The 23689-nt window shown below is 45.6% G+C and carries 24 protein-coding genes; 6 read left to right on the top strand and 18 right to left on the bottom strand.

Going from position 1 to position 23689, the window contains the following annotated elements:
- Nucleotides 1-251: 251 nt before the first annotated feature.
- Nucleotides 252-1862, bottom strand: coding sequence for a C1 family peptidase (locus ACEW9O_RS23255; RefSeq protein ID WP_373552609.1), 1611 nt, complete (start codon nucleotides 1860-1862; stop codon nucleotides 252-254).
- A 159-nt stretch (nucleotides 1863-2021) separates the two neighbouring features.
- Here ACEW9O_RS23255 and ACEW9O_RS23250 point away from each other — a divergent pair, with 159 nt between their 5' ends.
- Nucleotides 2022-2321, top strand: a complete 300-nt coding sequence (locus ACEW9O_RS23250; protein ID WP_373552608.1) for a hypothetical protein — start codon at nucleotides 2022-2024, stop codon at nucleotides 2319-2321.
- Between the two features lie 112 nt (nucleotides 2322-2433).
- On the opposite strand, the gene ACEW9O_RS23245 is transcribed toward ACEW9O_RS23250, so the two are convergent.
- From ACEW9O_RS23245 to uvrA, 4 genes are all read right to left on the bottom strand, one after another.
- Nucleotides 2434-2952: a DinB family protein gene (locus ACEW9O_RS23245; protein WP_373552607.1), complete on the bottom strand. Its 519-nt coding sequence runs from the start codon at nucleotides 2950-2952 to the stop codon at nucleotides 2434-2436.
- A gap of 171 nt (nucleotides 2953-3123) precedes the next feature.
- Nucleotides 3124-3870: a 3-oxoacyl-[acyl-carrier-protein] reductase gene (gene fabG, locus ACEW9O_RS23240; protein WP_373552606.1), complete on the bottom strand. Its 747-nt coding sequence runs from the start codon at nucleotides 3868-3870 to the stop codon at nucleotides 3124-3126.
- 126 nt (nucleotides 3871-3996) lie between these two features.
- On the bottom strand, nucleotides 3997-4431 hold the full coding sequence (locus ACEW9O_RS23235) for a hypothetical protein (RefSeq protein ID WP_373552605.1): 435 nt from the start codon (nucleotides 4429-4431) through the stop codon (nucleotides 3997-3999).
- Between the two features lie 105 nt (nucleotides 4432-4536).
- Nucleotides 4537-7383, bottom strand: coding sequence for an excinuclease ABC subunit UvrA (gene uvrA / locus ACEW9O_RS23230; protein WP_373552604.1), 2847 nt, complete (start codon nucleotides 7381-7383; stop codon nucleotides 4537-4539).
- 325 nt (nucleotides 7384-7708) lie between these two features.
- On the opposite strand from uvrA, the gene ACEW9O_RS23225 reads away from it, so the two are divergent.
- Together ACEW9O_RS23225 and ACEW9O_RS23220 are read left to right on the top strand one after the other, a co-directional pair.
- The gene (locus ACEW9O_RS23225; RefSeq protein ID WP_373552603.1) at nucleotides 7709-8290 is read left to right on the top strand and encodes an RNA polymerase sigma factor; all 582 of its coding nucleotides are present in this window, start codon (nucleotides 7709-7711) and stop codon (nucleotides 8288-8290) included.
- Between the two features lie 196 nt (nucleotides 8291-8486).
- The gene (locus tag ACEW9O_RS23220; RefSeq protein ID WP_373552602.1) at nucleotides 8487-8675 is read left to right on the top strand and encodes a toxin secretion, membrane fusion protein; all 189 of its coding nucleotides are present in this window, start codon (nucleotides 8487-8489) and stop codon (nucleotides 8673-8675) included.
- A 232-nt stretch (nucleotides 8676-8907) separates the two neighbouring features.
- On the opposite strand, the gene ACEW9O_RS23215 is transcribed toward ACEW9O_RS23220, so the two are convergent.
- The 4 genes from ACEW9O_RS23215 to ACEW9O_RS23200 form a co-directional block, all read right to left on the bottom strand.
- Entirely contained in the window at nucleotides 8908-9669 is a 762-nt protein-coding gene (locus tag ACEW9O_RS23215; protein ID WP_373552601.1) for a hypothetical protein, read from the bottom strand.
- Nucleotides 9670-9796: 127 nt separating this feature from the next.
- Nucleotides 9797-10858 (bottom strand): porphobilinogen synthase, encoded by a 1062-nt coding sequence (hemB, locus tag ACEW9O_RS23210; protein ID WP_373552600.1) that lies wholly within the window; start codon nucleotides 10856-10858, stop codon nucleotides 9797-9799.
- A 25-nt stretch (nucleotides 10859-10883) separates the two neighbouring features.
- Nucleotides 10884-11144, bottom strand: coding sequence for a membrane protein insertion efficiency factor YidD (yidD, locus tag ACEW9O_RS23205; RefSeq protein ID WP_373552599.1), 261 nt, complete (start codon nucleotides 11142-11144; stop codon nucleotides 10884-10886).
- Nucleotides 11145-11232: 88 nt separating this feature from the next.
- The gene (locus ACEW9O_RS23200; protein WP_373552598.1) at nucleotides 11233-11850 is read right to left on the bottom strand and encodes a HupE/UreJ family protein; all 618 of its coding nucleotides are present in this window, start codon (nucleotides 11848-11850) and stop codon (nucleotides 11233-11235) included.
- Between the two features lie 276 nt (nucleotides 11851-12126).
- Between ACEW9O_RS23200 and lpdA the strand changes: the two genes are divergently transcribed.
- Nucleotides 12127-13530 (top strand): dihydrolipoyl dehydrogenase, encoded by a 1404-nt coding sequence (gene lpdA, locus ACEW9O_RS23195; RefSeq protein WP_373552597.1) that lies wholly within the window; start codon nucleotides 12127-12129, stop codon nucleotides 13528-13530.
- Nucleotides 13531-13612: 82 nt separating this feature from the next.
- Here lpdA and ACEW9O_RS23190 read toward each other — a convergent pair whose 3' ends face one another.
- The 6 genes from ACEW9O_RS23190 to ACEW9O_RS23165 all read right to left on the bottom strand — a co-directional run bounded on the left by ACEW9O_RS23190 (nucleotide 13613) and on the right by ACEW9O_RS23165 (nucleotide 18462).
- Nucleotides 13613-13990, bottom strand: coding sequence for a hypothetical protein (locus tag ACEW9O_RS23190; protein WP_373552596.1), 378 nt, complete (start codon nucleotides 13988-13990; stop codon nucleotides 13613-13615).
- Between the two features lie 28 nt (nucleotides 13991-14018).
- Entirely contained in the window at nucleotides 14019-14228 is a 210-nt protein-coding gene (locus ACEW9O_RS23185; RefSeq protein ID WP_373552595.1) for a helix-turn-helix domain-containing protein, read from the bottom strand.
- Nucleotides 14229-14353: 125 nt separating this feature from the next.
- Nucleotides 14354-15313, bottom strand: a complete 960-nt coding sequence (locus ACEW9O_RS23180; RefSeq protein ID WP_373552594.1) for a hypothetical protein — start codon at nucleotides 15311-15313, stop codon at nucleotides 14354-14356.
- Nucleotides 15314-15395: 82 nt separating this feature from the next.
- Entirely contained in the window at nucleotides 15396-16148 is a 753-nt protein-coding gene (locus ACEW9O_RS23175; RefSeq protein WP_373552593.1) for a DUF6882 domain-containing protein, read from the bottom strand.
- Nucleotides 16149-16195: 47 nt separating this feature from the next.
- Entirely contained in the window at nucleotides 16196-16912 is a 717-nt protein-coding gene (locus tag ACEW9O_RS23170; RefSeq protein WP_373552592.1) for a hypothetical protein, read from the bottom strand.
- A gap of 110 nt (nucleotides 16913-17022) precedes the next feature.
- Entirely contained in the window at nucleotides 17023-18462 is a 1440-nt protein-coding gene (locus ACEW9O_RS23165) for an ATP-binding protein (protein ID WP_373552591.1), read from the bottom strand.
- A 220-nt stretch (nucleotides 18463-18682) separates the two neighbouring features.
- Here ACEW9O_RS23165 and ACEW9O_RS23160 point away from each other — a divergent pair, with 220 nt between their 5' ends.
- Both ACEW9O_RS23160 and ACEW9O_RS23155 read left to right on the top strand, forming a co-directional pair.
- Nucleotides 18683-19288, top strand: a complete 606-nt coding sequence (locus ACEW9O_RS23160; protein WP_373552590.1) for a hypothetical protein — start codon at nucleotides 18683-18685, stop codon at nucleotides 19286-19288.
- An 86-nt stretch (nucleotides 19289-19374) separates the two neighbouring features.
- Nucleotides 19375-20550, top strand: a complete 1176-nt coding sequence (locus ACEW9O_RS23155) for a redoxin domain-containing protein (protein WP_373552589.1) — start codon at nucleotides 19375-19377, stop codon at nucleotides 20548-20550.
- Nucleotides 20551-20772: 222 nt separating this feature from the next.
- Here the strand turns inward: ACEW9O_RS23155 and ACEW9O_RS23150 are convergent, their stop codons facing one another.
- The 3 genes from ACEW9O_RS23150 to ACEW9O_RS23140 form a co-directional block, all read right to left on the bottom strand.
- Nucleotides 20773-21435, bottom strand: coding sequence for a hypothetical protein (locus ACEW9O_RS23150; RefSeq protein WP_373552588.1), 663 nt, complete (start codon nucleotides 21433-21435; stop codon nucleotides 20773-20775).
- On the bottom strand, nucleotides 21432-22451 hold the full coding sequence (locus ACEW9O_RS23145; protein WP_373552587.1) for an alpha/beta fold hydrolase: 1020 nt from the start codon (nucleotides 22449-22451) through the stop codon (nucleotides 21432-21434). Before ACEW9O_RS23145 ends, ACEW9O_RS23150 begins: the two co-directional genes overlap by 4 nt.
- A gap of 117 nt (nucleotides 22452-22568) precedes the next feature.
- Nucleotides 22569-23654: a helix-turn-helix domain-containing protein gene (locus ACEW9O_RS23140; protein WP_373552586.1), complete on the bottom strand. Its 1086-nt coding sequence runs from the start codon at nucleotides 23652-23654 to the stop codon at nucleotides 22569-22571.
- Nucleotides 23655-23689: the final 35 nt, after the last annotated feature.

The raw sequence follows: 23689 nt of genomic DNA, 5'->3' as shown, positions 1-23689 counted from the left end.
CGCTTTTCTTGATCGTCTAGTTGCTGCTAATCATGTATTTACGGATTGTATGAAACAATACGAAATTGATTAACCCAAAAAGTATAAGGCTGTGAAAATCAAATTTATCCTTTTAGCCTTATTCTGTAACCAGATCTTTCCTCCCACTTATTTGCAGGAGATTGCCTGGATATTTTACACCTGTGAAGAATAAAAACAACCGACGCCAGCCAGTCCTCACATCTATCCCAACTGGCGTCGGCATATTTCTTTTACTTCTTATCCACTTCCACCACAACACCTACAACCGCACCACTATCCTTCACATCCGCCTCAAAAGCGATCGTATTCCCCGCTTTAAAGTTGGTGGTCCGCATCCGTTGATTGCCTAGGGCGGCTTTGAGTTGATCGGCATAGGTACTGCCTGAAGCCCCATTAATTGCTTTATTCAGCGCCTTGTAGTCCAGTTTGGTTTTGCTGATCACGATGGCGATGTAATCCCGTTGCCCTTTGGCATCTGGCACCATTGAGTGGTCTTTGGGGAATAGGCGGGTGCCCACGATGCCGCAGTAGGGATCATGTTTGTCCGTATACGGAAACAGCACATAGCTGGAGCCATCCGTTTCCTGGCCAAAGATGTACACGTAACAATCTACCGAATTGGCGATCAGGGCTTTGAATTTTTGGCCTTTGCTCAGGGTGCTATTGGTCCGAAATACAACGTCGCTCACTTGTTTAACGGGGATAACAGCTTGTTTGTCGTTGTCGTACAAACCAAATTCCACGGCCAGTTTACCAGGATTCACCTGCTTGTCCTGCGCTGAACCCATGGGGTACAAGCCATAAGCCTCCTTGGTGAAATACTCAAAATCTTCGTAGCTGATCCAGAAGATACCCCGGTCACCCCAATCTTCACCCCAGGAATTCATGATTTGTAAAGCGCCTCCTTCAAATGCGTCATCGTAGCCAATGACACACATGGCATGGCCACCAAAGCCGCCCATGTTGTAGTCGCGTTGGGTAGGTTGCCACACTTTGCGGCCCATCATGTTGCTCATGAAGGTTCCGCCCACCATCATACCAATGACGACAGGAGCCCCTTGAGCCAGGTTTTGTTTGATGGCCTCAATGTCGGGCGCTTGTTCTTCTGCGCTTACCGTGAGGCGGTTGTAACCTTTGATGCGGTACTGTTTGGCTTCGCGAATGTCGGTTTGGTCAGGGTAATTTTCACAAGTGGATTCGTCGTATCCAAAAGATTGGAAAGGCATGGCCCCGTTTTGTGACATCGACTTCATGGCTTCAATCATGTAGGCACCCTGGCAGCCATCCAGGTGAATCTGGTTGTAGAGGTAGGCCGGGCTAAAAGTCACCTGATTGGGGTTGCGCCCGGTCGCCCGAGCTTCCAGGATACTTCGCGCAGCATAAGCACTGGCCCAACCTACACAAGAACCTTGGCCGCCTTGGTGCATCCGGCGGGGTGCAAAGGGTAGCAAGCTAACTTTGCTGGGAATGCGATTCAACTGCCCGTTTTGTCCATAGGCCAGGGGTTCAAATACCTGTGCTTTGTCAAAACGTTCGGGACTCAGGGAAGCGCCCAATGAAAACTGCACTGGAGCATTTTCGTCCTCAATTTCTTCATACGCGCTGGGGTCGCTGCCGCCACCGCTGAGCATTTCCTGGCCACCCAGGAAAAAATACCAAACACCTCCCACCAGTAGAAGTGGAATCAGGAGTTTGGGGCGTTTGAACAAAAACAAAATGGCCAGAGGCAAGAGCTGAATCAACCAGCCCATTCCGCCTCCGCCGCCTCGATTGTTGTTGTTTGGATTCGGGTTTTGTCCTCCCCCGCCTTTGGGGTCATCTTCTTCCATTCTGATTGGCATGGTTCAATGGTTTTTTGGTTAAAAAAGCACAGCTAATTTAATGGCTGAAATTATAAAAAAAAACTCCCCTTCCTTGTAACCTTTTAGCTGTGGATTCGTAAAAGAGTGTTAACGTCTATTTTGACAATTGTCTTTGCGTAAGAAACACAGAAACACACCATGAACACTAGCATTAAAAACCGCTTTTTCGCCCAGGGTGAAAAAGTAAGTAAGGCCATTGGTATTTTGGAGCTACTATGTCAGCCAGAAACCTCCGCCATTTTGGACTGTTTACGTGAATGGCCCGAAGCGGCCTGGGTAGATTTGCTGATCCACACACAATTGGATGCAGATTTTCTTAACGATCACCTCAAGCTGATGCAAGAAGCAGGCTTGATTCAAAATCAAATGGATGGTTACAACTCTACATTTAGCGTCAGCCGGAATAAACTGAGAAAAGTTTCGGATTTGGTTCGATAAACCATAAATTATAGCCGCTATACCCAAAACCGTTTTGGAGATAGCGGCTATATTATTGCCTACTTGAAGGTCAGACTTCGAGGTAGGAAGTAATTTTTTTGCAGTTGTGGGACTAATGAGTATCGTTGTTTTCCAAATTGATGCCCCCGTAAAAATCCGTTTGTTTGTCCAGTCTCGCCTTGACGATGTAAGCCATTTGGCCCACGTGGTACGAAAAATGTTCCACGACGTGGATGAGGATACTCAGGCCCGTTTCATCAAAACTTTGCACCACAATGGGGCGCTCCAAATCATCTGGCGTCAACCGATCGAGCACGCCATCAATTTCAGTCATCACATCATGCACCTTCTGGATCAATTCAGCTCGAGAAATTGGACCGCGCTCATCAAACTCGGCTTGCCTGCTTCGCTGATCCATTGCGCCACCCAAACCCGCCAAAATCCACTGCCGGGCATTGCCACACAGGTGCAACACCAGATTGCCGACACTATTGGAGTTCTCATTGGGGCGCCACCAGATGTCGCTTTCGCTGAGTTCATACAAACAGCATTCTATCCGCACTTGAGATTCTTCAAAAAGGCGGCGTTTGATCTCGGAGGTGAATAATTGGAGGAAGGATTGGTCCAGCATAAGTTTTTATTAGTAACGAATTTTTCGAATGACGAATGACGAATACCCGGTCACAGCTAAGATTTTCCGGAAGCATAAGACTTGGATTCCATTTATGTCCACTTGCCAACAAATATTGAGTGCAATGCCCCAAATTCGTCATTCGTCACTCGAAAAATTCGTCCTTCCTATTTAGGTATGCAGTGCCCCACAAACCGAAATCGTCTGCCCCGACACGTAAGTAGACAAATCAGAGCCCAGGAACACACAAAGGTCCGCTACCTCGTTGGCTTTCCCGAAACGTTTGAGTGGAATGTTCGCCAAGTAAGCATCTCTGGTTTTGTCATCCAGTGCCTCGGTCATATCCGTTTCGATGAAACCAGGTGCTACCGTATTGCAACGAATGGCGCGAGAACCCATTTCTTTCGCCAGTGACTTGCTAAAACCGATGATCCCGGCTTTGGAAGCGGCGTAATTGGCCTGGCCTGCATTGCCCGTGATGCCCACGATGGAGCCCATATTGATGATGGAACCACCTCCCGCTTTCATCATGGGGCGGAGTGCGAATTTGGAAAGGTTGAACACCGATTTGAGGTTGGTTGTGATGACCTTATCCCATTGTTCTTCTGTCATGCGGAGCATGAGGGTATCCTGAGTAATCCCGGCATTGTTGACGAGAATGTCCAGTTTACCAAAATCGGCCACAACCGAGTTGATCAGGGCTTCGGCTTCCGCAAAATTGCCAGCGTCAGAGGCATATGCCTTGGCTTTTACGCCGAGCGCTTCCAATTCGGCGACGATGGCTTCGGCTTGAGCAGCCGAAGAACGATAGGTAAAGGCAACATGTGCACCCTGTTCCGCAAATCTTTTCACAATGGCCGCTCCAATTCCACGGGAACCCCCGGTTATCAGAGCGACTTTGTCCTGCAATAGTTTCATCAGGCCTTGGTTTTTTGTTTTGTGGGGACAAAGGTAAGGAACGAGGTGGAATTTTCTCCATATAAACAAATAGGGATGTACAACAACTGCACATCCCTACTTTAGGGTCGTTTTAAACCGGATCGATTATACCAGAACCAAAATATAGAGCAGTAACCCTACTGCAAATCCAATCCAGGCAGCTTTGATGGTACTTCTTTCGCCCTGAAAAGCCACATAAGTAATCAACACCCCAATGAGGCTCAACAACAGCCCAAGCAGAAAGCCGATGATGTTATTGGTGCTGGTAGCGGGTTTTTCTGGATGTCTTTCCGCTTTGGTGGCTTTACTCTTGAGCACTTTGATGGCCAACTTTTGCTTCCAGGTTAGGTCATGACCAATTTTTGCTTCAATTTCTTTTACCGAAAGGTTTCTTAAATCGTCGATGCCCAATTTGGCATCCTCGGTTACATTCGCTACTGCCGCGTCGTTTGCCGCAGGCAAATTTGAAATTCCGGCGTAGCTGCTGGTTGCCAATAGAAGACCCAGCCCTAGGAATAGGGAAGTGAAGAATTTTTTCATTGTAGAATGTATTTGGTTTTGAGAATCAGAAAATTAATCTATCAATGTAGGCATTAATTTTGAGGAAAACAAATCTTGTCACTTATTCAAAAATACGCTGCAATCTTAGTGTGGAAGTTTCTCGTGCAAATATTGCCCAGTGTACGATGCTTCAATTTGGGTCAAACCCTCCGGCACCCCCTGATAAACCAAACTCCCACCACCTTTGCCACCATCCGGGCCTAAATCGATGACCCAATCTGCGGATTTGATCACTTCCAGGTTGTGCTCCACTACAATTACGGTATGTCCTTTTTCTACCAGCGCATTGAGTGCATCCAACAACTTGCGGATGTCGTGAAAATGCAAGCCGGTGGTAGGCTCATCGAAGATGAATAAAACGTGTTGGTTGGAATGTTCTTGCGTCAAAAACGAGGCCAACTTCACCCTTTGGGCTTCACCGCCGGATAAGGTACTGGAGGATTGCCCCAGGTGTACATATCCCAGGCCTACATCTTGCAGGGGTTTGATTTTGGTAATGATGTCCTTGTGCCCGGCAAAAAACTCCATGGCCTCGTCGATGCTCATTTCCAGGATTTGGTGGATGTTTTTGCCTTTGTATTCTACCTCTAGCACTTCGGGCTTGAAACGTTTGCCGTTACATACGTCGCATTCCAGGCGCACATCGGCGAGGAATTGCATTTCGATGATTTGTTCACCCTCACCTTTACAAGCGTCGCAACGACCACCATCTACATTGAAAGAGAAATGTTTGGGTTTGAAGCCCCGGATTTTGGACAATTGCTGGTTGGTAAACAAGTCCCGGATGGCATCGTAAGCCTTGACATAGGTTACGGGGTTGGAACGGGAAGATTTGCCGATTGGACTTTGGTTTACCATTTCCACCGCCTTGATTTTTTGGAACGGCCCTTCGATGGCGGAATGTAAACCAGGGGCTTTAGGGGTAGCTTCGCCCAATTCTTTTTTGAGGGCCGGGAAAAGGATTTGTTTCACCAAAGTGGTTTTGCCCGAACCCGATACCCCACTCACCGCCGTCATGGCGTGGAGTGGAAAGGCCACATCAATGTTGCGCAGGTTGTTTTCTCGGGCGCCTTTTACCCAAATAAAATCACTGGATTTGCGGCGAAAGGCGGGCACCGGGATCTGCATGGTGCCATTCATGTATAAGGTAGTCAAGCTGGTGGCCGCATCCGTGTAAATGTCGGCATAAGGCCCGGCAAAAACCACCTCGCCTCCGTGGATACCCGCAGCAGGCCCAATGTCGATGAGGTAATCGGCATTTTTGATCAGGTCTTCTTCGTGTTCCACCACGATGACGGTATTGCCCAGGTCGCGCAAGGACTTGAGTACCTTGACCAAACGATCGGTATCGCGGGGGTGCAGGCCAACACTGGGCTCGTCCAGAATGTACATCGAGCTGGTGAGGTTGCTCCCCAAGAGACGGGTCAGGTTGATGCGTTGGGTTTCGCCTCCACTCAGGGTGGCTGAAACCCGATTTAGATTGAGGTAACCCAGCCCCAGGTCGCACATAAACTGCAAGCGCGAGGTGATTTCCTGAATCAAGCGGTTGGCTACTTTTTGATCAAACTCACTCAGGTCAACGCTTTGGAAGAAGGGCAACAGTTCATCTACTGGCTCATCGATTAATTCATGGATGCCCCGACCAGCAATTTTAATGTAGCGGGCTTCTTTGCGCAGGCGTGAACCCTCACAGGTGGGGCATTGGGTACGCCCGCGGTAACGCGCCAGCATGACCCGGTTTTGAACTTTGTAGGATTTTTCCTCCAATTCCTTAAAAAAGGCATGGATGCCCCCGAAACTAGCGGTGCCTTTCCAAAGCATATTGCGTTGCTCTTTGCTCAAATCCTGATAAGGCGTATGGACCGGGAAATCGTATTTGTGGGCATGTTCCAACACTTCTTCCAACCATAGCCCCAACTTTTCACCTTTCCAGCAGGCAATCGCACCCTCGTACACAGAAAGTCCCTTGTTGGGCACCACTTTGTTTTCATCAATGCCCATGACCATACTAAACCCTTCACAACTAGGGCAGGCACCAAAGGGATTGTTGAAATTGAACAATTGGGGGGTGGGTTCAACAAAGCTCAGTCCATCCAGCTCAAAACGATTGTTGAAGCCTTTCATGGCCTCGGTACCCACTACATCTACCCAACATTCGCCCTCACTCTCGTAAAAGGAGGTTTGAATGGAGTCGGCAATGCGACGGATGTTGTCTTCTTCACTGCTGACCGCAAAACGGTCAATGAGGATATACAGGGTGTCTTCTGGAACCTCTTCAATTTTTAACTTTAGGATGGCGTCTTTGCTGTCCAAAAAATCCTGGATGTCCATCAATTCGCCTTGATTGCGCAAACGGGTGTAGCCTTTTTGCAGTAGCAGGCTCAATTCTCGTTCCAATAAACGGTCTTTGTACTTATAAGGTAGGGGGATGAACAATTGCACCCGGGTACCTTCCGGAAAAGTGTGGATGTAGTCGTTGACATCTGCGACTTCGTGTTTTTTGACGACTTGGCCGGAAATAGGGGAGTAGGTTTTGCCCAGGCGAGCATAAAACAGACGCAGGTAATCATACAACTCGGTGAGGGTACCCACCGTGGAGCGGGCATTGCTGGTACTGACCTTTTGTTCGATGGCAATGGCAGGACAAATGCCTTTGATGTAATCTATTTCCGGTTTTTTCATCCGCCCCAAAAACTGCCGGGCGTAGGAAGACAAACTTTCGACGTAGCGACGCTGCCCTTCAGCGTACAAGGTATCCATGGTAATGGAGGACTTGCCCGAGCCCGAAACCCCGGTAACGACGACCAATTGGTTCTTAGGAATGTTTAAATCGATGTTTTTCAGGTTGTTTCCCCGGGCGCCTTTGATGTAGATCCAATTGTCGGCGTCGGGGGTAGGGAGGGTGGTTTCCGTGGTAGCCTGCTGTTTCATATGGTAATGGCAGTTAGAGCGCGCAAGATACAAAAAGTTGCACAACACACGAGCCTTTGTTAAATATACTCACAAAAAGTTTTACACAGTCCTGAATACCTTTTGTGTGCTAGGGGAAACCCTAAAAAACCGTTAATCTTTGGTTAATTTGAAAAAAAATCGCCTAAACTGTTTTTTCATTAAATTATTGCGTTTATCTTTGACTCATTACCAATTTTTCTTCCAGTACTTTATTACTTCACTAAAACGTAGGCGCATATAAGCTGAAACTTCTACACTAAAAGTTTTTAACGGATTTGATCCCATTGCCTTAAACTATTTAGTTATGCAAGTTACTCAGCTTAACGACCAGCAGCTCATCGCCTGCTACTTGGAAGGAAACGAAAGAGCGTTCGAAGAATTGCTCAATCGCCACCAACAAAAAATTTATACCTCTATTTACTTGTTTGTTAAGGAGCAAAGCCTTGCTGAAGACATCTTTCAAGAAGTGTTCATCAAGATCATTGACACCCTCCGCCGCGGCAAGTACAACCACGAGGGTAAGTTCCTTCAATGGGCCATGCGTATCTCGTATAACATGTGTGTGGATTATTTCCGCCGCACCAAACGCCGCCCCAAAGTTTCGCCAACCGATACTTTCGATATTTTCGACGTTCTACAAACGCCGGATTTCAATTCTGAACAAACCATGATTCGCAGCCAGACCCACGACAAAGTTCGTCACCTGGTCGACATGCTCCCACCTGAGCAACGCGAAGTGGTTATCCTGCGCCATTATGCCGATATGAGCTTCAAAGAAATTGCCAAGCTGACCCGGGTAAGCATCAATACTGCACTGGGCCGGATGCGCTACGCCTTGATCAACATTCGGAAGATGGTGGAAGAGAAAGAAGTGATTCTGCAGTGAAAGAAAGTTGAGGAGTTGAGGGTCGGCTACCATTGGAATTGATGGTAGCCGACCCTTTGTGTTTTTAACATATCTGTTTGTACGTGGCTTGTGCAAGCGGCAATCCTTGTCTGGCGAAGTATCAATAGTAAGGATTTGAATTTGTTTAGCAATAAAACATTCTGTATCTTTGGTGAACACAAAAGCGGAGAAAGCCATGGAAAAAATAGTCAGAATAGTCAAAATTGGTCACGACGACAGCAACCTGATCTATTGGCTTAGCCGCTCCTTTACTCAACGCCTGGAAGAACTTGAAAAGCTTCGTACCGAAGTAAACCAACGCATGTATGGTAATCAACAAGGATTTCAAAGAGTTTATCGAGTTGTTAAACGCGAACAGTGTTAAAAATTAGTGCTGGTCGCCCGCAAGACTTGGCAGATGCTACTCAACTATCCAAATTGAAGGATAAAAAATAGGCTTTCGATAGCGCTACTAGCTAGCTGAAGTCTTCCCCATTAACTTCCAAGGCACAACGCTGGTTCAATGTCTCACGACTTGAACCAATATCCGTGCGCCTTCAGACGCATGAGTATGCAGAATGTTTAACGAAAACAACAGGCTTCTTGTTGGAATGGGTTTATTCTTCATCGGGATATGAGGTGATGGTTACTTTTTCAATTTGTGGGATATCGTTTAGTGCCTCTAGTATTTGTTTGAGGAGCTTTTCGTGGGCGCTGCCAAAGTCAATATAGAATCGTAAATAATTATCTTCTAAAATTTGTGCACTACAATTGTGCACAATTCCCAGATTGCGATTTTTAGCCAAGCTATGATCATTCCATGTGTTGCAAGTTTCATTGAGAAGCTTAGCTGCGGATTCTACTATGCTTTGATCTTTATTTTTGAAAGAAACGAGGAGATAAAAATGCTCGTTGAAGTGGTCAACAAGCACTTTGTAATGGAGTGACTGTAAGGTAAAGCCAAGTCTAGGTGGAGCAGAATAAAGCTTCCATTCTCGTTTAGCTGCCTCAACATTTAAACAATCAAACCAAAATTCAATATTTTTTTCATCCACATGATCATTCGGACTAATGATAGAACCATCATTAGTTTTCCATTTAACTGCTTCTCCTATTTGCAAATAAAAGCATATAAGGTGGCCTTCTAACCTACCAATATTTTCGTCAATACTAAATCCTAAACTAGAAATAGTACCAGGGACGAAACCAATTTTTCCTTTGCTTTTGCTCATATCTATTCCTGTTTTTTCTAAAAAGTATTTACAAAGTTGACTAATCATCACTTCTGTAAATGAATGTGAAATTGAGTCATCGCCAAACTTTTGTTTAAAGTTCCAGATATAAGCCTCAAAGCTCTTAAAATAGATTTTTTTACTCATACTCATTGCGTTTAAGGTGCAGGGCCAATTTGATATACACCCTTTACGTTTTAAACCACCCTAAAAAATTAAGGGGCTGATTACCAATTCCTGGCAATCAACCCCTCAATTTTTTCAACTACTCAACTTAAATCTTGTAGTCTTTGATAAAAGCCGGCATACTCGTACGCTTACTGCGCGCATGCGTTTTAGGCTCTTTGTGTTCTTCTGGTAAGTGACCCTGTTTCATCAGGCGAGCGTAATGCTTGGTAAAGTAGGTGATGATCACATCCGAGCCAGCCCGGCGCAAACACAGGAGGGTTTCTTGAACCGCTTGATCCAAATCCAACCAACCCTTTTCGGCTGCGGCAATGAGCATGGCACATTCCCCACTCACGTGGTAGGAAGCAACCGGAGTTTCGGTATTGTTTTTCAACAAGCTGATCACATCCAAATAGTTCAAGGCAGGTTTCACCATAATGAAATCTGCACCTTCATCGATATCCAAAGCCGCCTCAATCAGTGCTTCTCTTTGGTTAGCGGGATCCATCTGGTAGGTTTTTTTGTCGCCTCCACGTGGAGCTGAATCTAAGGCATGGCGGAAAGGACCATAAAAGGCACTGGCATATTTGGCCGTATAAGCCATAATACCTGTATCCATATAGCCAGCCGCGTCAAGTGCTTCGCGCATGTAACCTACTCTTCCATCCATCATATCGGATGGACCAAGCAGGTCAAAACCAGCAGCAGCTTGTGCAACCGCCATTTTTGCGAGAATCGGTAAGGTTTCGTCGTTGATGATCTTGCCATCGCGTACCAGGCCATCGTGGCCATCAGTGCTGTACGGATCCATGGCAACATCACTAATCAGGCAGGTTTCAGGAAAACGGCGTTTGACTTCCGCAGCAATTTTGAGGTAAAAATTGTCCTCATCGTAGCCGTAGGTAGCAAACTTGTCTTTGTACTGGTCTGGCACCACCGGAAACAGGATGAAGTTGGTAATTCCCAGGTTCAAGGAATCTTCCACTTCTTTCAATGTCTCTTTAATGCCAAGTCGGTAGGTGTTAGGCAAAGCTTTCACGGGTTCACGCGAGTTTTCTTTGCTAACCAGAAACAGGGGCTGCACGAGGTGTTCCGTGGAAAGGTGTGTTTCCTGAATCATTCCTCGGATGGCAGCGTTTCTTCGATTACGTCTAGGTCTTTTAAGCATAAGTGTCCTATTAAAAACAAAACAATCAATGGTTTTGGGAGTCACATTTTTTTGGTACCGGATCAAATCCGAAACCACCCCAAGGATGACAGCGGCCGATGCGTTTAAGCCCCATCCATACTCCCCGAATGCCCCACTCCTCGATGGCATCTACCATGTAAGCGGAACAACTTGGGCCATATGCACAATGCGGCCTAAACAAGGGCCAGATGGCAACCTTGTAGAATCGAATAGGAAGAATAAGTAAAAATTTGACTAAGCGTTTCCAATTTTGGCTAAAAACCATGTTTTTGCACCAATTAAATGCAATATAACGTCATATCCCGAAGAAAACAAGTCATTCATCGAAAAATGACATTAATTTAGCAAAATTACTATGTAAATGGATTTCTCTCCAGCATCATAACAAGTGATAAACCAGCAGCAGCTCCAGAGACAAATAAATTGTACTCTCTTTGTTTGATGCGAAACACATTGAATGCCAGAAAAGAAGACAGTAGAATTACAGTGACGATGGCGAGTTGACCCAATTCAACTCCTACGTTAAAGGCTAGGAGTTGTAATAATAAATCATTTTCTCCACCTGACAAAGTCAAGGCCCGAAAAAAATTCGAAAAGCCCATTCCGTGAATCAATCCGAAGATCAGGGCAAAAGCGTAGTTGACATTTAAGTTACGCGTAAAAGTATCGCTGCGGATTTCCTTTTGATCAAATTTATGAAAAATTACATTGTAAATCGAGGTAACGAAAATGGTCAAAGGAATCAAAAATTCAATTAACTTGGTGTTTACGCCAATGATGTTCATCGCCGCCAAGCCCAGGGTAAGCGAATGCCCCAGGGTAAATGCGGTTACCAAAATGGCGACTTTTCGCCACTCTTCTAAACGGTAGATTGCACATAAGACAACGATAAAGAGAATGTGGTCGTATCCGGCCAGGTCGGCAATGTGGGCAAAACCCAGTTCAAGGTAAGTTTGAAAAACTGATTGCATAACATGAGAATTGAGGTGCAAAGATAGGCTTTGCTCCTCAATCTGTTCGCCAAGCGGGCGACGAATGCCAAAAATCATCTCGTCTCACTTCGATTTACATAGCTAACTGATTTTAGCGAAAGGGGTGAATGGTGGAAACTACAGGGTAAATGGTGGATTGATTTACTGATTTTAAAAAAGTGTGAACAAAAAACCTTTGTCAACCTGTTCTTTTTGGAGTAAAAGGCGATTGGGTGGGATAAAACCGCTACTTTTGCCCTCAAATTTCACAACCTTATGAAATACGATGTAACTGTGATCGGCTCTGGCCCCGGGGGGTATGTAGCCGCCATTCGTTGCGCCCAGTTGGGACTAAAAACTGCCATCATCGAGCGTTACAACGCCCTAGGGGGCACTTGCCTGAACGTGGGTTGTATCCCTTCCAAAGCATTGCTGGACTCTTCGGAGCACTATCACGCTGCTCATGAAAAATTCACTGAGCACGGCATTGAGCTGGAAAACCTGAAAGTGAACATGCCCCAAATGGTGAAGCGCAAAAACGACGTGGTGAGCCAGACGGTCAAAGGGGTGGAGTTTTTGATGAAAAAAAATAAAATCGACGTCTATTACGGTTTTGGTTCTTTTGTCAATGCCAACTTGATCAAAGTGACCAAAGAGGATGGTACTACCCAAGACCTTGAAACGGACAAAACCATCATCGCTACGGGCTCTAAGCCCATCGTGCCTGCGAGCTTCAATTACGATAAAAAACGGGTTATCACCTCCACCGAGGCACTAAATATTCAGGAAGTGCCAACCCGCATGGTCATCATTGGTGGCGGGGTGATTGGCCTGGAATTGGGTTCGGTGTACGCTCGCCTGGGTACAAAGGTGGACGTAGTCGAATACCTCGACCGCATCATCCCCGGCATGGATGGGGATTGCAGCAAGGAATTGCAACGCTCTTTGGGTAAAATTGGCATCAAATTCCACCTCAAGCACATGGTGACTGCGGTAACTCCCTCAGCTGACAAGGTGGTGGTGGAATACCAAAAACGCGATACTGAGGAAAAACTGAGCATCGAAGCGGATTACTGCCTCGTAGCCATTGGTCGTCGACCTTTTACGGACAAACTGGGGCTGGAAAACGCTGGCGTACAGTTGGATGAAAAAGGTCGGGTGATCGTGGATGACCACCTACAAACCAACATACCGGGCATCTACGCCATTGGCGACGTGATCAAAGGGGCCATGTTGGCGCATAAAGCGGAAGAAGAAGGGGTTTTTGTAGCCGAAACCATCGTCGGGCAAAAACCACACATCGATTACAACCTCATCCCTGGGGTAGTTTACACCTGGCCGGAAGTGGCTGGAGTGGGCCAAACCGAAGAACAACTCAAAGAAGCGGGCGTGCCTTACAAAGTGGGTAAATTCCCTTTCAAAGCCTTGGGCCGCGCCCGGGCGAGTATGGATACAGATGGAATGGTGAAAATTTTGGCTCACCAGGAAAGTGACGAAATTCTGGGCGTACACATGGTCGGCCCACGTACAGCGGATATGATTGCGGAAGCAGTGGCCTTGATGGAATTCCGGGCTTCGGCAGAGGATGCGGCGCGGATGAGCCACGCGCACCCGACGTATACGGAGGCGTTTAAGGAAGCGGCGTTGGCGGCGACGGGAAACCGGGCGCTGCATATGTAAATTGGTTCGCTGCTCTACCCACCCGAAGGTTTGGAACCTTCGGGTGCGGTTTCCAGATCTATAGGTAGTGCTTTAAAAGGGTTCAATTTTTTCTAAAAACTGTTTTGAATTCGACTAATACGAGGGCGATGATCACCAGCATTTCCAGCAAAAAATACAACAATCCCCACTTCGTCAGTTCTTGACGAAAGTAGACCACCAAGGCGGCAGTTAAACCACAGTACAACAGATTTACTATCGCAATTCCTTGCAGATAAGGTCGCCAATTCTCCTTGAATCGGACATGGTTCCAAAACGAGTAGATGGCAAATAAGCAGGCCAGCGCAGCCAGACCAAAGAGGACGTTGCGGGGCATTCCGAAGATGGGTTCGAAGCTGGTCAGGACTACGCCTAAAAGGATGGCGGAGAGGAGGGCGCCGAGGCAGTCGATGAGGAAGAGTTGTTTGGGATTTGAGGTCATGTTTTTTAGCATTTGTGGAGGTATTTAGTCAAGGTTTGTGTTTTACTTCCAATCTCAACTCCAAGCCCAATACTTCGATCAATTTGTTCAAGACGGCCAGCGAAGGATTGCTTTGCCCTCTTTCCAGTTTGTATAAGGTGTTGGTGCTGATTTGCGCCAGTTCGGCCAAGTGTGGTTGGGTAATGCCTAGTGCTTTGCGCCGATTTTTGAGGTACTCGCCGAGGTGCTGGATTGACATTATAATGTGATTTTAGGATGAAGATAGGTGAATTAAATGGAAAATACAATCAAAATCACAATTTGGTGTGATTTTTCTCTTCTTACAAAAGAACTTTTTTAGTCAATTATGATCAAGGTAGTCTGTTAAGAGATTCTGTCTAAAGGCAAAATTTGAATCCTAAAAAGACTTTCCAGTTTTGCTGTTCTGCGTCCATCAAGATAAGCCAAACCAAATTCTTGCCCGAAGTCAAATTCTCTGAAAAGTACAAATCGCTTTTTGGCACCTAGATGCTCCAACACGTTATTCAGGACTTTAAAAACTAAGGGTGTGTCAATGTAATCTGACTTGTTGTATAACTTGAATTCAAAAACTTCGTCTTTGACATGCCATAAAAAGTACAAACAATCGGTGTTTGAAACAGGCTCAAGCTTGTCGTATCGCAAATCATTTTGAGATAAAGTAATAAAGATGTTATCGATAAGACCACGATACAATTCGAAGTTAATCGTGAATCCCAGTTCTGCATCAAAAATAATGTACTCTTCCTTGTTTAGGAGTTTATTGTAGGGCAACAATTGTGATTTTGAAAGTTTTCGCTTGTGCGCTGGGAAGTCATCTTGGGGATTGGTGACTTGAACTTCTTTTAAAGTGGATTCAAAATCAAAGAATTCACTCAAACTTTGACCAATGTAAATGAATTCGTCTATCCTATTCAGGCAATGGCAGAAAATCCCTTTGTAGACACCTTCTTCATCATATACATAGCACAGCCCAGTGTCTTTTTCAACCGTTTTTTTTGACCAGGCCAATAGTTCAATGGCGCCAATGGACATTTTGTCTGACCAACAGTGTTTCATCGACTGTTCCATGTGAGTCTGAATTAGTTGGTAAGGGGAAACATGGACAATTTCTTTTTTGGCATAATCATAATGATGGAAACAGGTTTCGCTGAATAATCTTTCTACTGAGAAGCTTTCTCTTACAAAAAAATATTCATAATCGACCAGCCAATGCCTGTTGGTACGAGTCATGTCAAAGGTGAGTGTTTTATCAGAGGGCAAAAAACTCGTTATTTGTTCTAGAAGATTTATTTCTTCGCGCATGATGTGCTTGTTTTTTAAACACAAATTAATTTATCTTATCAAGAAATAAAATTTTAAAAACAAAAAATGCCACGCATTTTACTTACTCTCCTAAATTAAACTCCTTAATCTCAAAATAACAATCTTCACAAACCAGTTTTATCGCCGCAAATTCCATGGATTCATCATTCCAACCATCTGTACGTAGCCTTTCCAACTCACATTGATCACACCAGGCTTGTAAATCATCATCTTCTCCTAATTCCATGCCTTGGTAGCTTGGAAATGCTTCTTCGAACCCCGTTTGGGTTTCCGTGTTCAAATGTTGGCAGACGAAGGCCATCCGATTTGAACCGTGCCGTTCACAAGTGATGGTTTGTTCTTTTATTTTGGCGGCAACATCATTGTCGATCTGCTCCATCACCAACATGTATATTTCAAGGTGTTCAGACTTGACGTTATACCCACCAATTCCACCTAGAATTTGATGGGCAACGGCGATGAACTCCCAACCAGAGTACTCATCGCTTTTAAAATATCCTTCAATCAGCTTGTCATATCCTTTTTCAGCTCCAAATGCTTTGATGCGTAAAGTTTGATCTTTACTTTTTTCAATCGAGTTGGAATTGTGCCAGGTCCATAACCAAGTTTCAGTATTGGTTGAGTAGGTACCAATGGGAATGTATTTGAAATTAATCTCTGTGTTGTCAGTCGACAAGGTCAGTAACTCGGTGGCTTGATCGTAAAACCAATTGGTGTAATCGTCAAGTTGAAAATGCGAACGGAAACGATCCTGGGTATCATGAAACGCTTCGAATGCATTGCCTAAGAATTCAATGTAGTCTATTGATTGCATGTTTTATAGTTATTTGCACTACTCTTCGGCCTTAAAGTTTTTGGCAATTATTTGCTCAGTCTTCTTTTATTTTCAAAATAGGTATCCCATTGTTTTGAAGTCAATTCTACATAATCCACAAAACTCTCCACACCTTTAATGTTATGCATCGTGTATTCAGGTTGCCCTTGTATAAAATCGACGAATTTGAAAGCATGATCATGAGAGAATAATGTTATTTTTTTTGTTTTTCTATCGTAAAATGTTCTTGCGCCATTGGCTTCTTGTGTGAAGAATACAGAGTCTGACAAATCCATAGAAAGGAATCCTTCGCTTTTACATCTATCCTTGTAATAATCCTCCCAGTCCATTTTTGCATCACACATTGAACCTACATACATGAAATTCTGATTCAGTGTTAAGGCATAATTGTACGTTATTCCATTCACATCAATACCTTCCGGTCCATTAAATGATTCAATTATCCCTCCAATGTTGTCAATCAAGATTTTGTGCTCTTCAATTATTTCAATTCTCGGATTATCAAATTGACACATCCACCCACTTATTTCTTGCCCAATTTCCCAGGTGAAAAGTATTAATGATTTTTCATTGAATACTACTCCTGTTTTTGTGCTTTGATCGATCAGATTTGCTGTTACAGGAAATATCTCTTGAAATTTTTTGGTCAACTTGAATTGCTGGATTTCAGAAACTTCAACTGGATCCTTTTTAAAATTGAACCAACTTATTGCATCTTGGAACGCGTTGTAGTATTTATTCATATTTGTTAATTGAATAGTAATCGACACATCAAAAATACGTTGTTTTTGCTACAAAACTCATAATGATAGCGGAACTAAAATTGCTCAAAAGGCAAGAAACATTCCCCGCATCAACTCCCCCCAAACAACTCCCCCAACCCCAATTCCCGATCCACCACGCCCCGGCTATGCTCATTCTCCAGCACTCCATACGTGCTGATAAATGTCAAAAACACCTGCTTTTTCGTCTTCGAGTAGTGCTTAAACAGGGCCACTTTTTTCCGCAAATCCGCTGCGTAGGCCTTGCTAAGGATGTATTCCGAGTTCGCCCATTTGATCTCACACAAGTTGATCACCTTATCATCCCGGTCAATCAAGAGATCAATTTGACAGCCATCCATACCTTCGGAGCCTTTGCGGTAAAAAGCCGAAGCGGTAGCGAATACCCCGGAAATACCCAGGGCTTTTTTGATTTCAGGTACGTGTTTGAGACAAATGCTTTCAAAAGCGTAACCACTCCAGGCATAGAAAGCTGGGCTGGCGTGAAAACTCTGCCAAATACCCGCACCTTCTTTTTTTAAGGTTTCGATGAATTTGAGGTAGAAAAGGGAATATTCATCACTCAAGCGAAAAAGTGAATCCCTTTTGACCCGTCCAAAGGGCAGGAATTCCGCAATAAAGCCAGAATGTTGCAGTTCTTCCAAGGTTTTGCTCAAGCCGCCCCCATTGGAGATTCCACTAATTTGACCAATTTCCAACCTGCTCAAGCCCGAAGGTTTAGCTGCCAAAGCCCGAACGACCGCCATATGGCTTTCCGCATGTTCAAAAAGGGAAGGATAAAGTTGTTCAAATTCATCGTACAGCGTGCCGCCTTTGGCAAAACAGATTCGATCAATGTTTTGCGCCACACTTTCACCCTTTTGGATTTCCTTGAGATAGTGGGGAATCCCTCCCATTGCCATGTACAATTCGGTGATTTGGTAGCGGTTGAGGTTCAAGCCTTTTTTTTGCAGGTACAATTCGGTTTCCCGCAAAGAGAAGGGCTGGAGATGCAGGCGTTTGGTAATGCGGTTGTACAGCCCACCTTTATTGTGCACCACTTTTTGAATCATCCAGGAAGCAGCCGAGCCACAAATGACCACGACGATGTTTTTTTTCACCGCCCAACTGTTCCAAAAAAAGCCAAAAGCATTGAGAAAGCCCGAACGGTGGGTATCCAACCAGGGAAGTTCGTCAAAAAAGACCACCTTTTTTCCCCCTTCAATCACACTTTCCAGGTATAAAATCAACAAATGAAATGCTTCTAGCCAGGTTTTGGGTTTTTGCAGGGGCAGGGGGGATTTGCTTTGCAAACTCAGCGCAACGACAAAATTTTCCAGTTGCTCGCTGTTTTTAGCGTGCTGAATCCCGGTTATTTCAAACGCAATGCGCTCGCTGTATACAGACTGTACCAAAAAGGTTTTGCCTACCCGCCTACGGCCAATGACCGATACCAGTTCGGCTTCATCGGTAGTGAGTAAATTTTTGAGTACACTAACCTCTTTTTCCCTTCCAATCAACTCTTTTGACATAATTGCTCGCTTTAAGTCTTAAAAATACAGACTTAAAGCGAGCATTCCAACCCTATTGCTCGCTCAAAGTCCAAAAAAAATAGAGATAGAGCGAGCAATACCGTTTTATTGCTCGCTTAAAGTCCCTAAAAAAATGAGATTCCGCGAGCAATAATGACTTATTTCCTAATTCCCGCTCTTTTTATACCTTTAAAGATTACAATCACTTCAATCATCTGACATGAAAAGCCTTACACTCGTTGCTTTTTTGCTGCTCTCTTACATCAACGTATGGGCACAAAACAACCAAACCATGAACACCACCCTTCCCTACCGTGAAATCCCCGCCTATCCCGAAACGTACAGCGCCGAAAGTGTAGTAGCGCGGATGATCGACGGGCTCGGCTTCCGTTTTTACTGGGCAACCGAAGGTTTACGCCCCGAAGATCTGGCATTTCGCCCCACCCCTGAAGCACGCAGCAGTGAAGAGACCATCGATCACATCCTGGGCCTTTCAACCATTGTGCTCAATGCCTTGAAAAACCAGCCCAATGTGCGGAGTGGAGAGGAAACTTCACCGCTCACTTTTGAGGTAAAAAGGAAAAAGACCCTGGAGATTTTGCAAGAGGCCAGCGAACTGCTCAAAAAGGCCGACACCAAATTGGACAACCACAGTATGGTTTTTCAAAATGGGGCCAACAAAACCGAGTTCCCCTTTTGGAACCTGATCAACGGGCCCATCTCCGATGCTTTGTGGCATGTAGGGCAAGTGGTGACGTTTCGGCGCTCCTCGGGAAATCCATTTAATGGCAAGGCGAGTGTGTTGACTGGAAAAGTGCGGGAGTAGACACTCAAAGATTTCTGGCAGTATTGCGCAATACTGCCAGAAATTCAATACATTAGTAGCTATTCAATACTATAACACAAACAAAAATGAAGCTTAACATTTTTCAGTCCTTAATCCTGGGGATGCTGCTGAGCGCATGCGGTTCCCCCGAAAAACAACCTGAACAAGCAGAAGTCTTTAAAGCAAATCCCAAGCCCGTAGCCGAACAAACGGTTACAACCCTGGAAATCGGCGCTGCTGCGCCTGACTTCAAACTCCCAGGAGTAGATGGCAAATGGCATAGTCTCGACGATTTTAAAGCAGCCAAAGCCTTGGCCATCGTGTTTACCTGCAACCATTGCCCCACGGCCCAGGCTTACGAAGCTCGGCTAAAAGCGGTGGAGAAAGATTACCGCAGCAAAGGATTGAGTGTGGTCGCCATTTCACCCAATAGTCCATTGGGCTTGCAATACGAAGAACTGGGCTATACCGACCTCAACGACGATTTTGAAGAAATGAAAATCCGGGCAAAAAACCAGCAATTCGATTTTCCCTACCTGTATGATGGCGACAACGAAGCAGTTTCCCTGAAGTATGGCCCAGTAGCCACGCCGCACGTTTTCCTCTTTGACGCCCAACGTAAATTGGCCTATACGGGCCGCTTCGATGCCATCGAAAAACCTGGAGCAGCCAATTCTGAAGATCTCCGAGCCGCTATCGATGCAGTGCTGGCGGGCAAGCCAGTGGCTACCCCGGTAACCAAAACCTTTGGTTGTTCTACCAAATGGGGCTGGAAATTGGATTACAAGGACAAAGTCCAGAAGGAATGGGAAGCCAAACCAGTATCCGTTGCCAAATTGGATGAGGCAGGGGTGAAAAAATTGCTTAAAAACGATGGCTCCGAAAAACTCCGGCTCATCAATGTTTGGGCGACCTGGTGTGGGCCTTGCATCTTGGAATATCCAGATTTTATCGTTTTGCAGCGCATGTTCGGTGCCCGGGACTTTGAATTTGTCTCCTTGTCAGCCGACAAACCGGATCAGGAGGCCAAGGCGCTGAAGTTTTTGAAAGAAAAATTTTCGGCGGTTCCCAATTATTTGTTTTCAGAGGAGGATAAATACGCGCTGATCGAAGCGGTGGATCCGAACTGGAATGGGGCGCTGCCTTATACGATTTTGGTCGAGCCCGGAGGTAAGGTGGTTTGGAGTCACCAGGGGGAAGTGGATTTTTATGCGCTAAAACAGGCGATTGTAGAGCATCCGAAGATTGGGCGGTATTTTTGAATGGGTCGTTGCGTCTAAGGTGTTTCTATAGTGTCTTGGGTTTCTTAGGTGGTAAAACAATGCCTGCTGCGCAGGTTTTTCTTTTTCACCACCTAAGAAACTTAAGACACCTAAGGGGCACCTTAGAAAAACATTGCTTGTGCGGCCACGGTATGAGCAATCCAGGCTGCCCGAAGAGTTTCATGTTGACCACTCCAGGGCAGCTCTCGTTGTGAGGTGTTATCACCAGATTTTTAGCAAAGTCAATTCAAAATAAAAGGGTAGGGTGGGGTTGTCCCGGAAATTTTGGGCATAAACTTTACCCAGGCGCAGCGATGCAAGCTGTGTTCCAAAGGAATACCCTAAATGTCCGCCAAACTTGAAATTTCCACCCGTAGAGCCAATCCAGCCTTCGTAGATGCCGGGATAATTTTCCTTTAAAGAACCTTGTTTGAGTTTGCTGGCGAGGCTATGATCTACTCCAGCTTCGGCAGCAATAAACCATTTGGGGCGGTAATAACCCAAAGCAGTATTTAGGTCAATGCCAACATTCAAGACCTTGGCAATATTAGAGTCATACTTGCGCAGGATCAGCCCAGGTTTCAGGCTTAGGCCGAGCTTACCTCCCTGCCATACCCGGAGTTGGTAAGCCAAGCGTAGCTTCCAGTCATCGAGCAAATCGCGGCCAAAAGGGCTGGATAGTTCTGCACTGACAAAGCTGAGATTTTTTCCGGGTAAACGATACCCATAAGACAAACCTAAGACTGTGGCATAATCGGCACCAAACTTGGCGGCCACAAAGTGCTGCTGTTCTTTTTGTACCTGTGCCCAATTCAAATCCTGAGCAAAGGTCATACTGTGCATCCAGCACAAAGCGAATACAAGGACAAAAAGTCGAGATTTCATTTCAATGCATTTAAATAGCTTAAAGATTTTTCCATGATGCCAGGCCAGGCAAAATGGAACATTTCATGGCCGCAGCCTTTGATTTCTTCCAGTTGGGCTTGAGCGTAGGGAGAAGACACCTGCTGCGCCCAGGGTAATTGATAGGCTCGATTGAGCTCGCTGTAAAGGAACAACACCTTGGGCTTGAATTCTTTTAAATGGGTGGTGAAGTCGAGCCCCCGGCGCTCGGCATTGTCAATCAGGGCATTAAAAACTACCGCTCCATTGCGCCAAAAAGGGTAGGGACCGGCGTTGCCAATGGTATTGCCTGGTGCATTTTCAAAACTTGCAAAGAAAGAAGCCTTGTAATCCAGGATTTCGTGTTCGGCTCTGCCGGAAAAAATTTGCTCGGGGTACACAGCGTCATTCAAGGCTTCCGAAAACAGTTTGATTTTGTTGGAGCGACTCAGGTATTCGGTAGTCTGTGTCCAGGTAAAACCGCCAGGTTCGGCCAAAACGGCACCGCTGATCGCTTGCGGATTTTGGTTGAGGTAAGCCGTAGCCAACATGGCCCCCCAGGAATGGCCCATGAGAAAAACCTTCTGGCTAGGGCTCTTTTTGAAATGGCCAATGAGTTGATCCAAGTCATCGATCATGAGCTGGATGGCATCAGCTCCTTCAAACTGGCTGCGCGACACCCGTTGGGAAAGTCCGGTGCCCCGTTGATCGTAAAAAATCACAAAAAAACCTTCCGGTGCCATTGCTTTGGCTGGGATTAGGGAGCGGTAATCGCCACCGGGCCCGCCATGGATCAAAACCAACAATGGATCGCTGGGTTTGCCGTAAGTTTCTACGTGCAAAAGGGTGCCATTGATGGCTAAGGAGGGTAGGGTAGGATCCTGGTCTACGGTTCTGGGAACCAGCAGACCGGGTGTGCTGGGGTCTTCCAGATCGCAGGAAAAAGCCACCAGCGCAATTACAAAAAGCAACAGTAGCGGCATCCCTTGTGGATGCCCAAAAAACAGTGATCGTGTCATGTTGAAAGTAGTTTTGTGCAAAGAAAAACTACTTCCGATCCTGGAGCGTCGCTGTGGGTAAGGGCGTACCTGAATGGCGTTCGCGCTTACAAGGCCGAACTGTCAAGGATTTAAAAATCAAGACTTTATCAAAGAAAAATATTCAGATGGTGTTTCGCCCATTACCGTTTTGAAATACTTGTTAAAGGTCGACTTGGAGTTGAACCCGCATTCAAAAGCCATCGCTAGTAGGGAATAATGTTGCTTGTGGGGCATTGCGGCCACTTGCAAAAATGCTTCTACCCGTAGCTGGTTGATGTACTGGTAAAAATTTTTCTCCGTTTTTTCGTTGATCACTTGCGAGAGGTAATTGGAATGAACGCTCAATAGTTCAGCCAGTTCACCCAAACTGAGTTCAGGATTTTTGTACACTTCCTGCTTTTGCATCAATTGTGTCAACTGTTCAAAAATGGCATCGGATTGGCTGGCACTCAGGCCAGATTTGGCGTAGCGGGGCAGGCTACTTACAGGAGCAGGAGCCAATGGGTCGGACATAAAATTGCCTACAAAAACAGGTACCTGGTTGATGCCCAAAATGCCAATCAAACAGACCAGCGTAGTAACCCCGCCAAAAATGACCTGATCATCAAAAAAGAGCACCAAAACCCAAATCCCCGCCAGCCCCAATGACAGGTACTTCAGCCATAGCAAATGTTGAAATGTGACGGCATCTGGCTTTTGTGAAGGTTTTTTTTGACTAGTATGTATCAATCGGAAAGACCACAGCACATAAACAAAGCCGGAAACCACAATGAGGCAGAGCTGAGTTAGCATGAACCACTCGTATCCAGCCCCTTGATGGAGAAATACCTGGATTTTTTCAGCCGCAGGCAGTCGATAAAAAGGCATCGCCAATGCCGTTAACACAACAAAGGGTACGAAGTGCGGCAGCACATACCCCCAACTCAACTTCTTTTGCCCCAGCAAAGCCAGCACATAAAAATGCAGCATAAGCCCATGCAAAAGGGGAAGGGCAAAACCTATGCCTAACAAATGAGGATAAGTGTAGGAAATTTTGCTCACATCCAGATGATTACTGCCTTGGTGCAAAGCCATGATGAACATCCAAATGCATAAAATCCGGTCAGCGGTAGCTTTATCTTTTTTCAACAAAAGCAGCAGGGCAAGAAAACAGGAGAGGATGATTCCAGTGAGGTACAACATGGTTGTTGGTGTTTTTGAGCTTTCCCTTACTTGAT

This window comes from Haliscomenobacter sp., assembly GCF_041740695.1.
Lineage (GTDB): Bacteria > Bacteroidota > Bacteroidia > Chitinophagales > Saprospiraceae > Haliscomenobacter.
The sequence above is the reverse complement of the archived record's forward strand: the minus strand, read 5'-3'. Positions and strand labels throughout refer to the sequence as shown.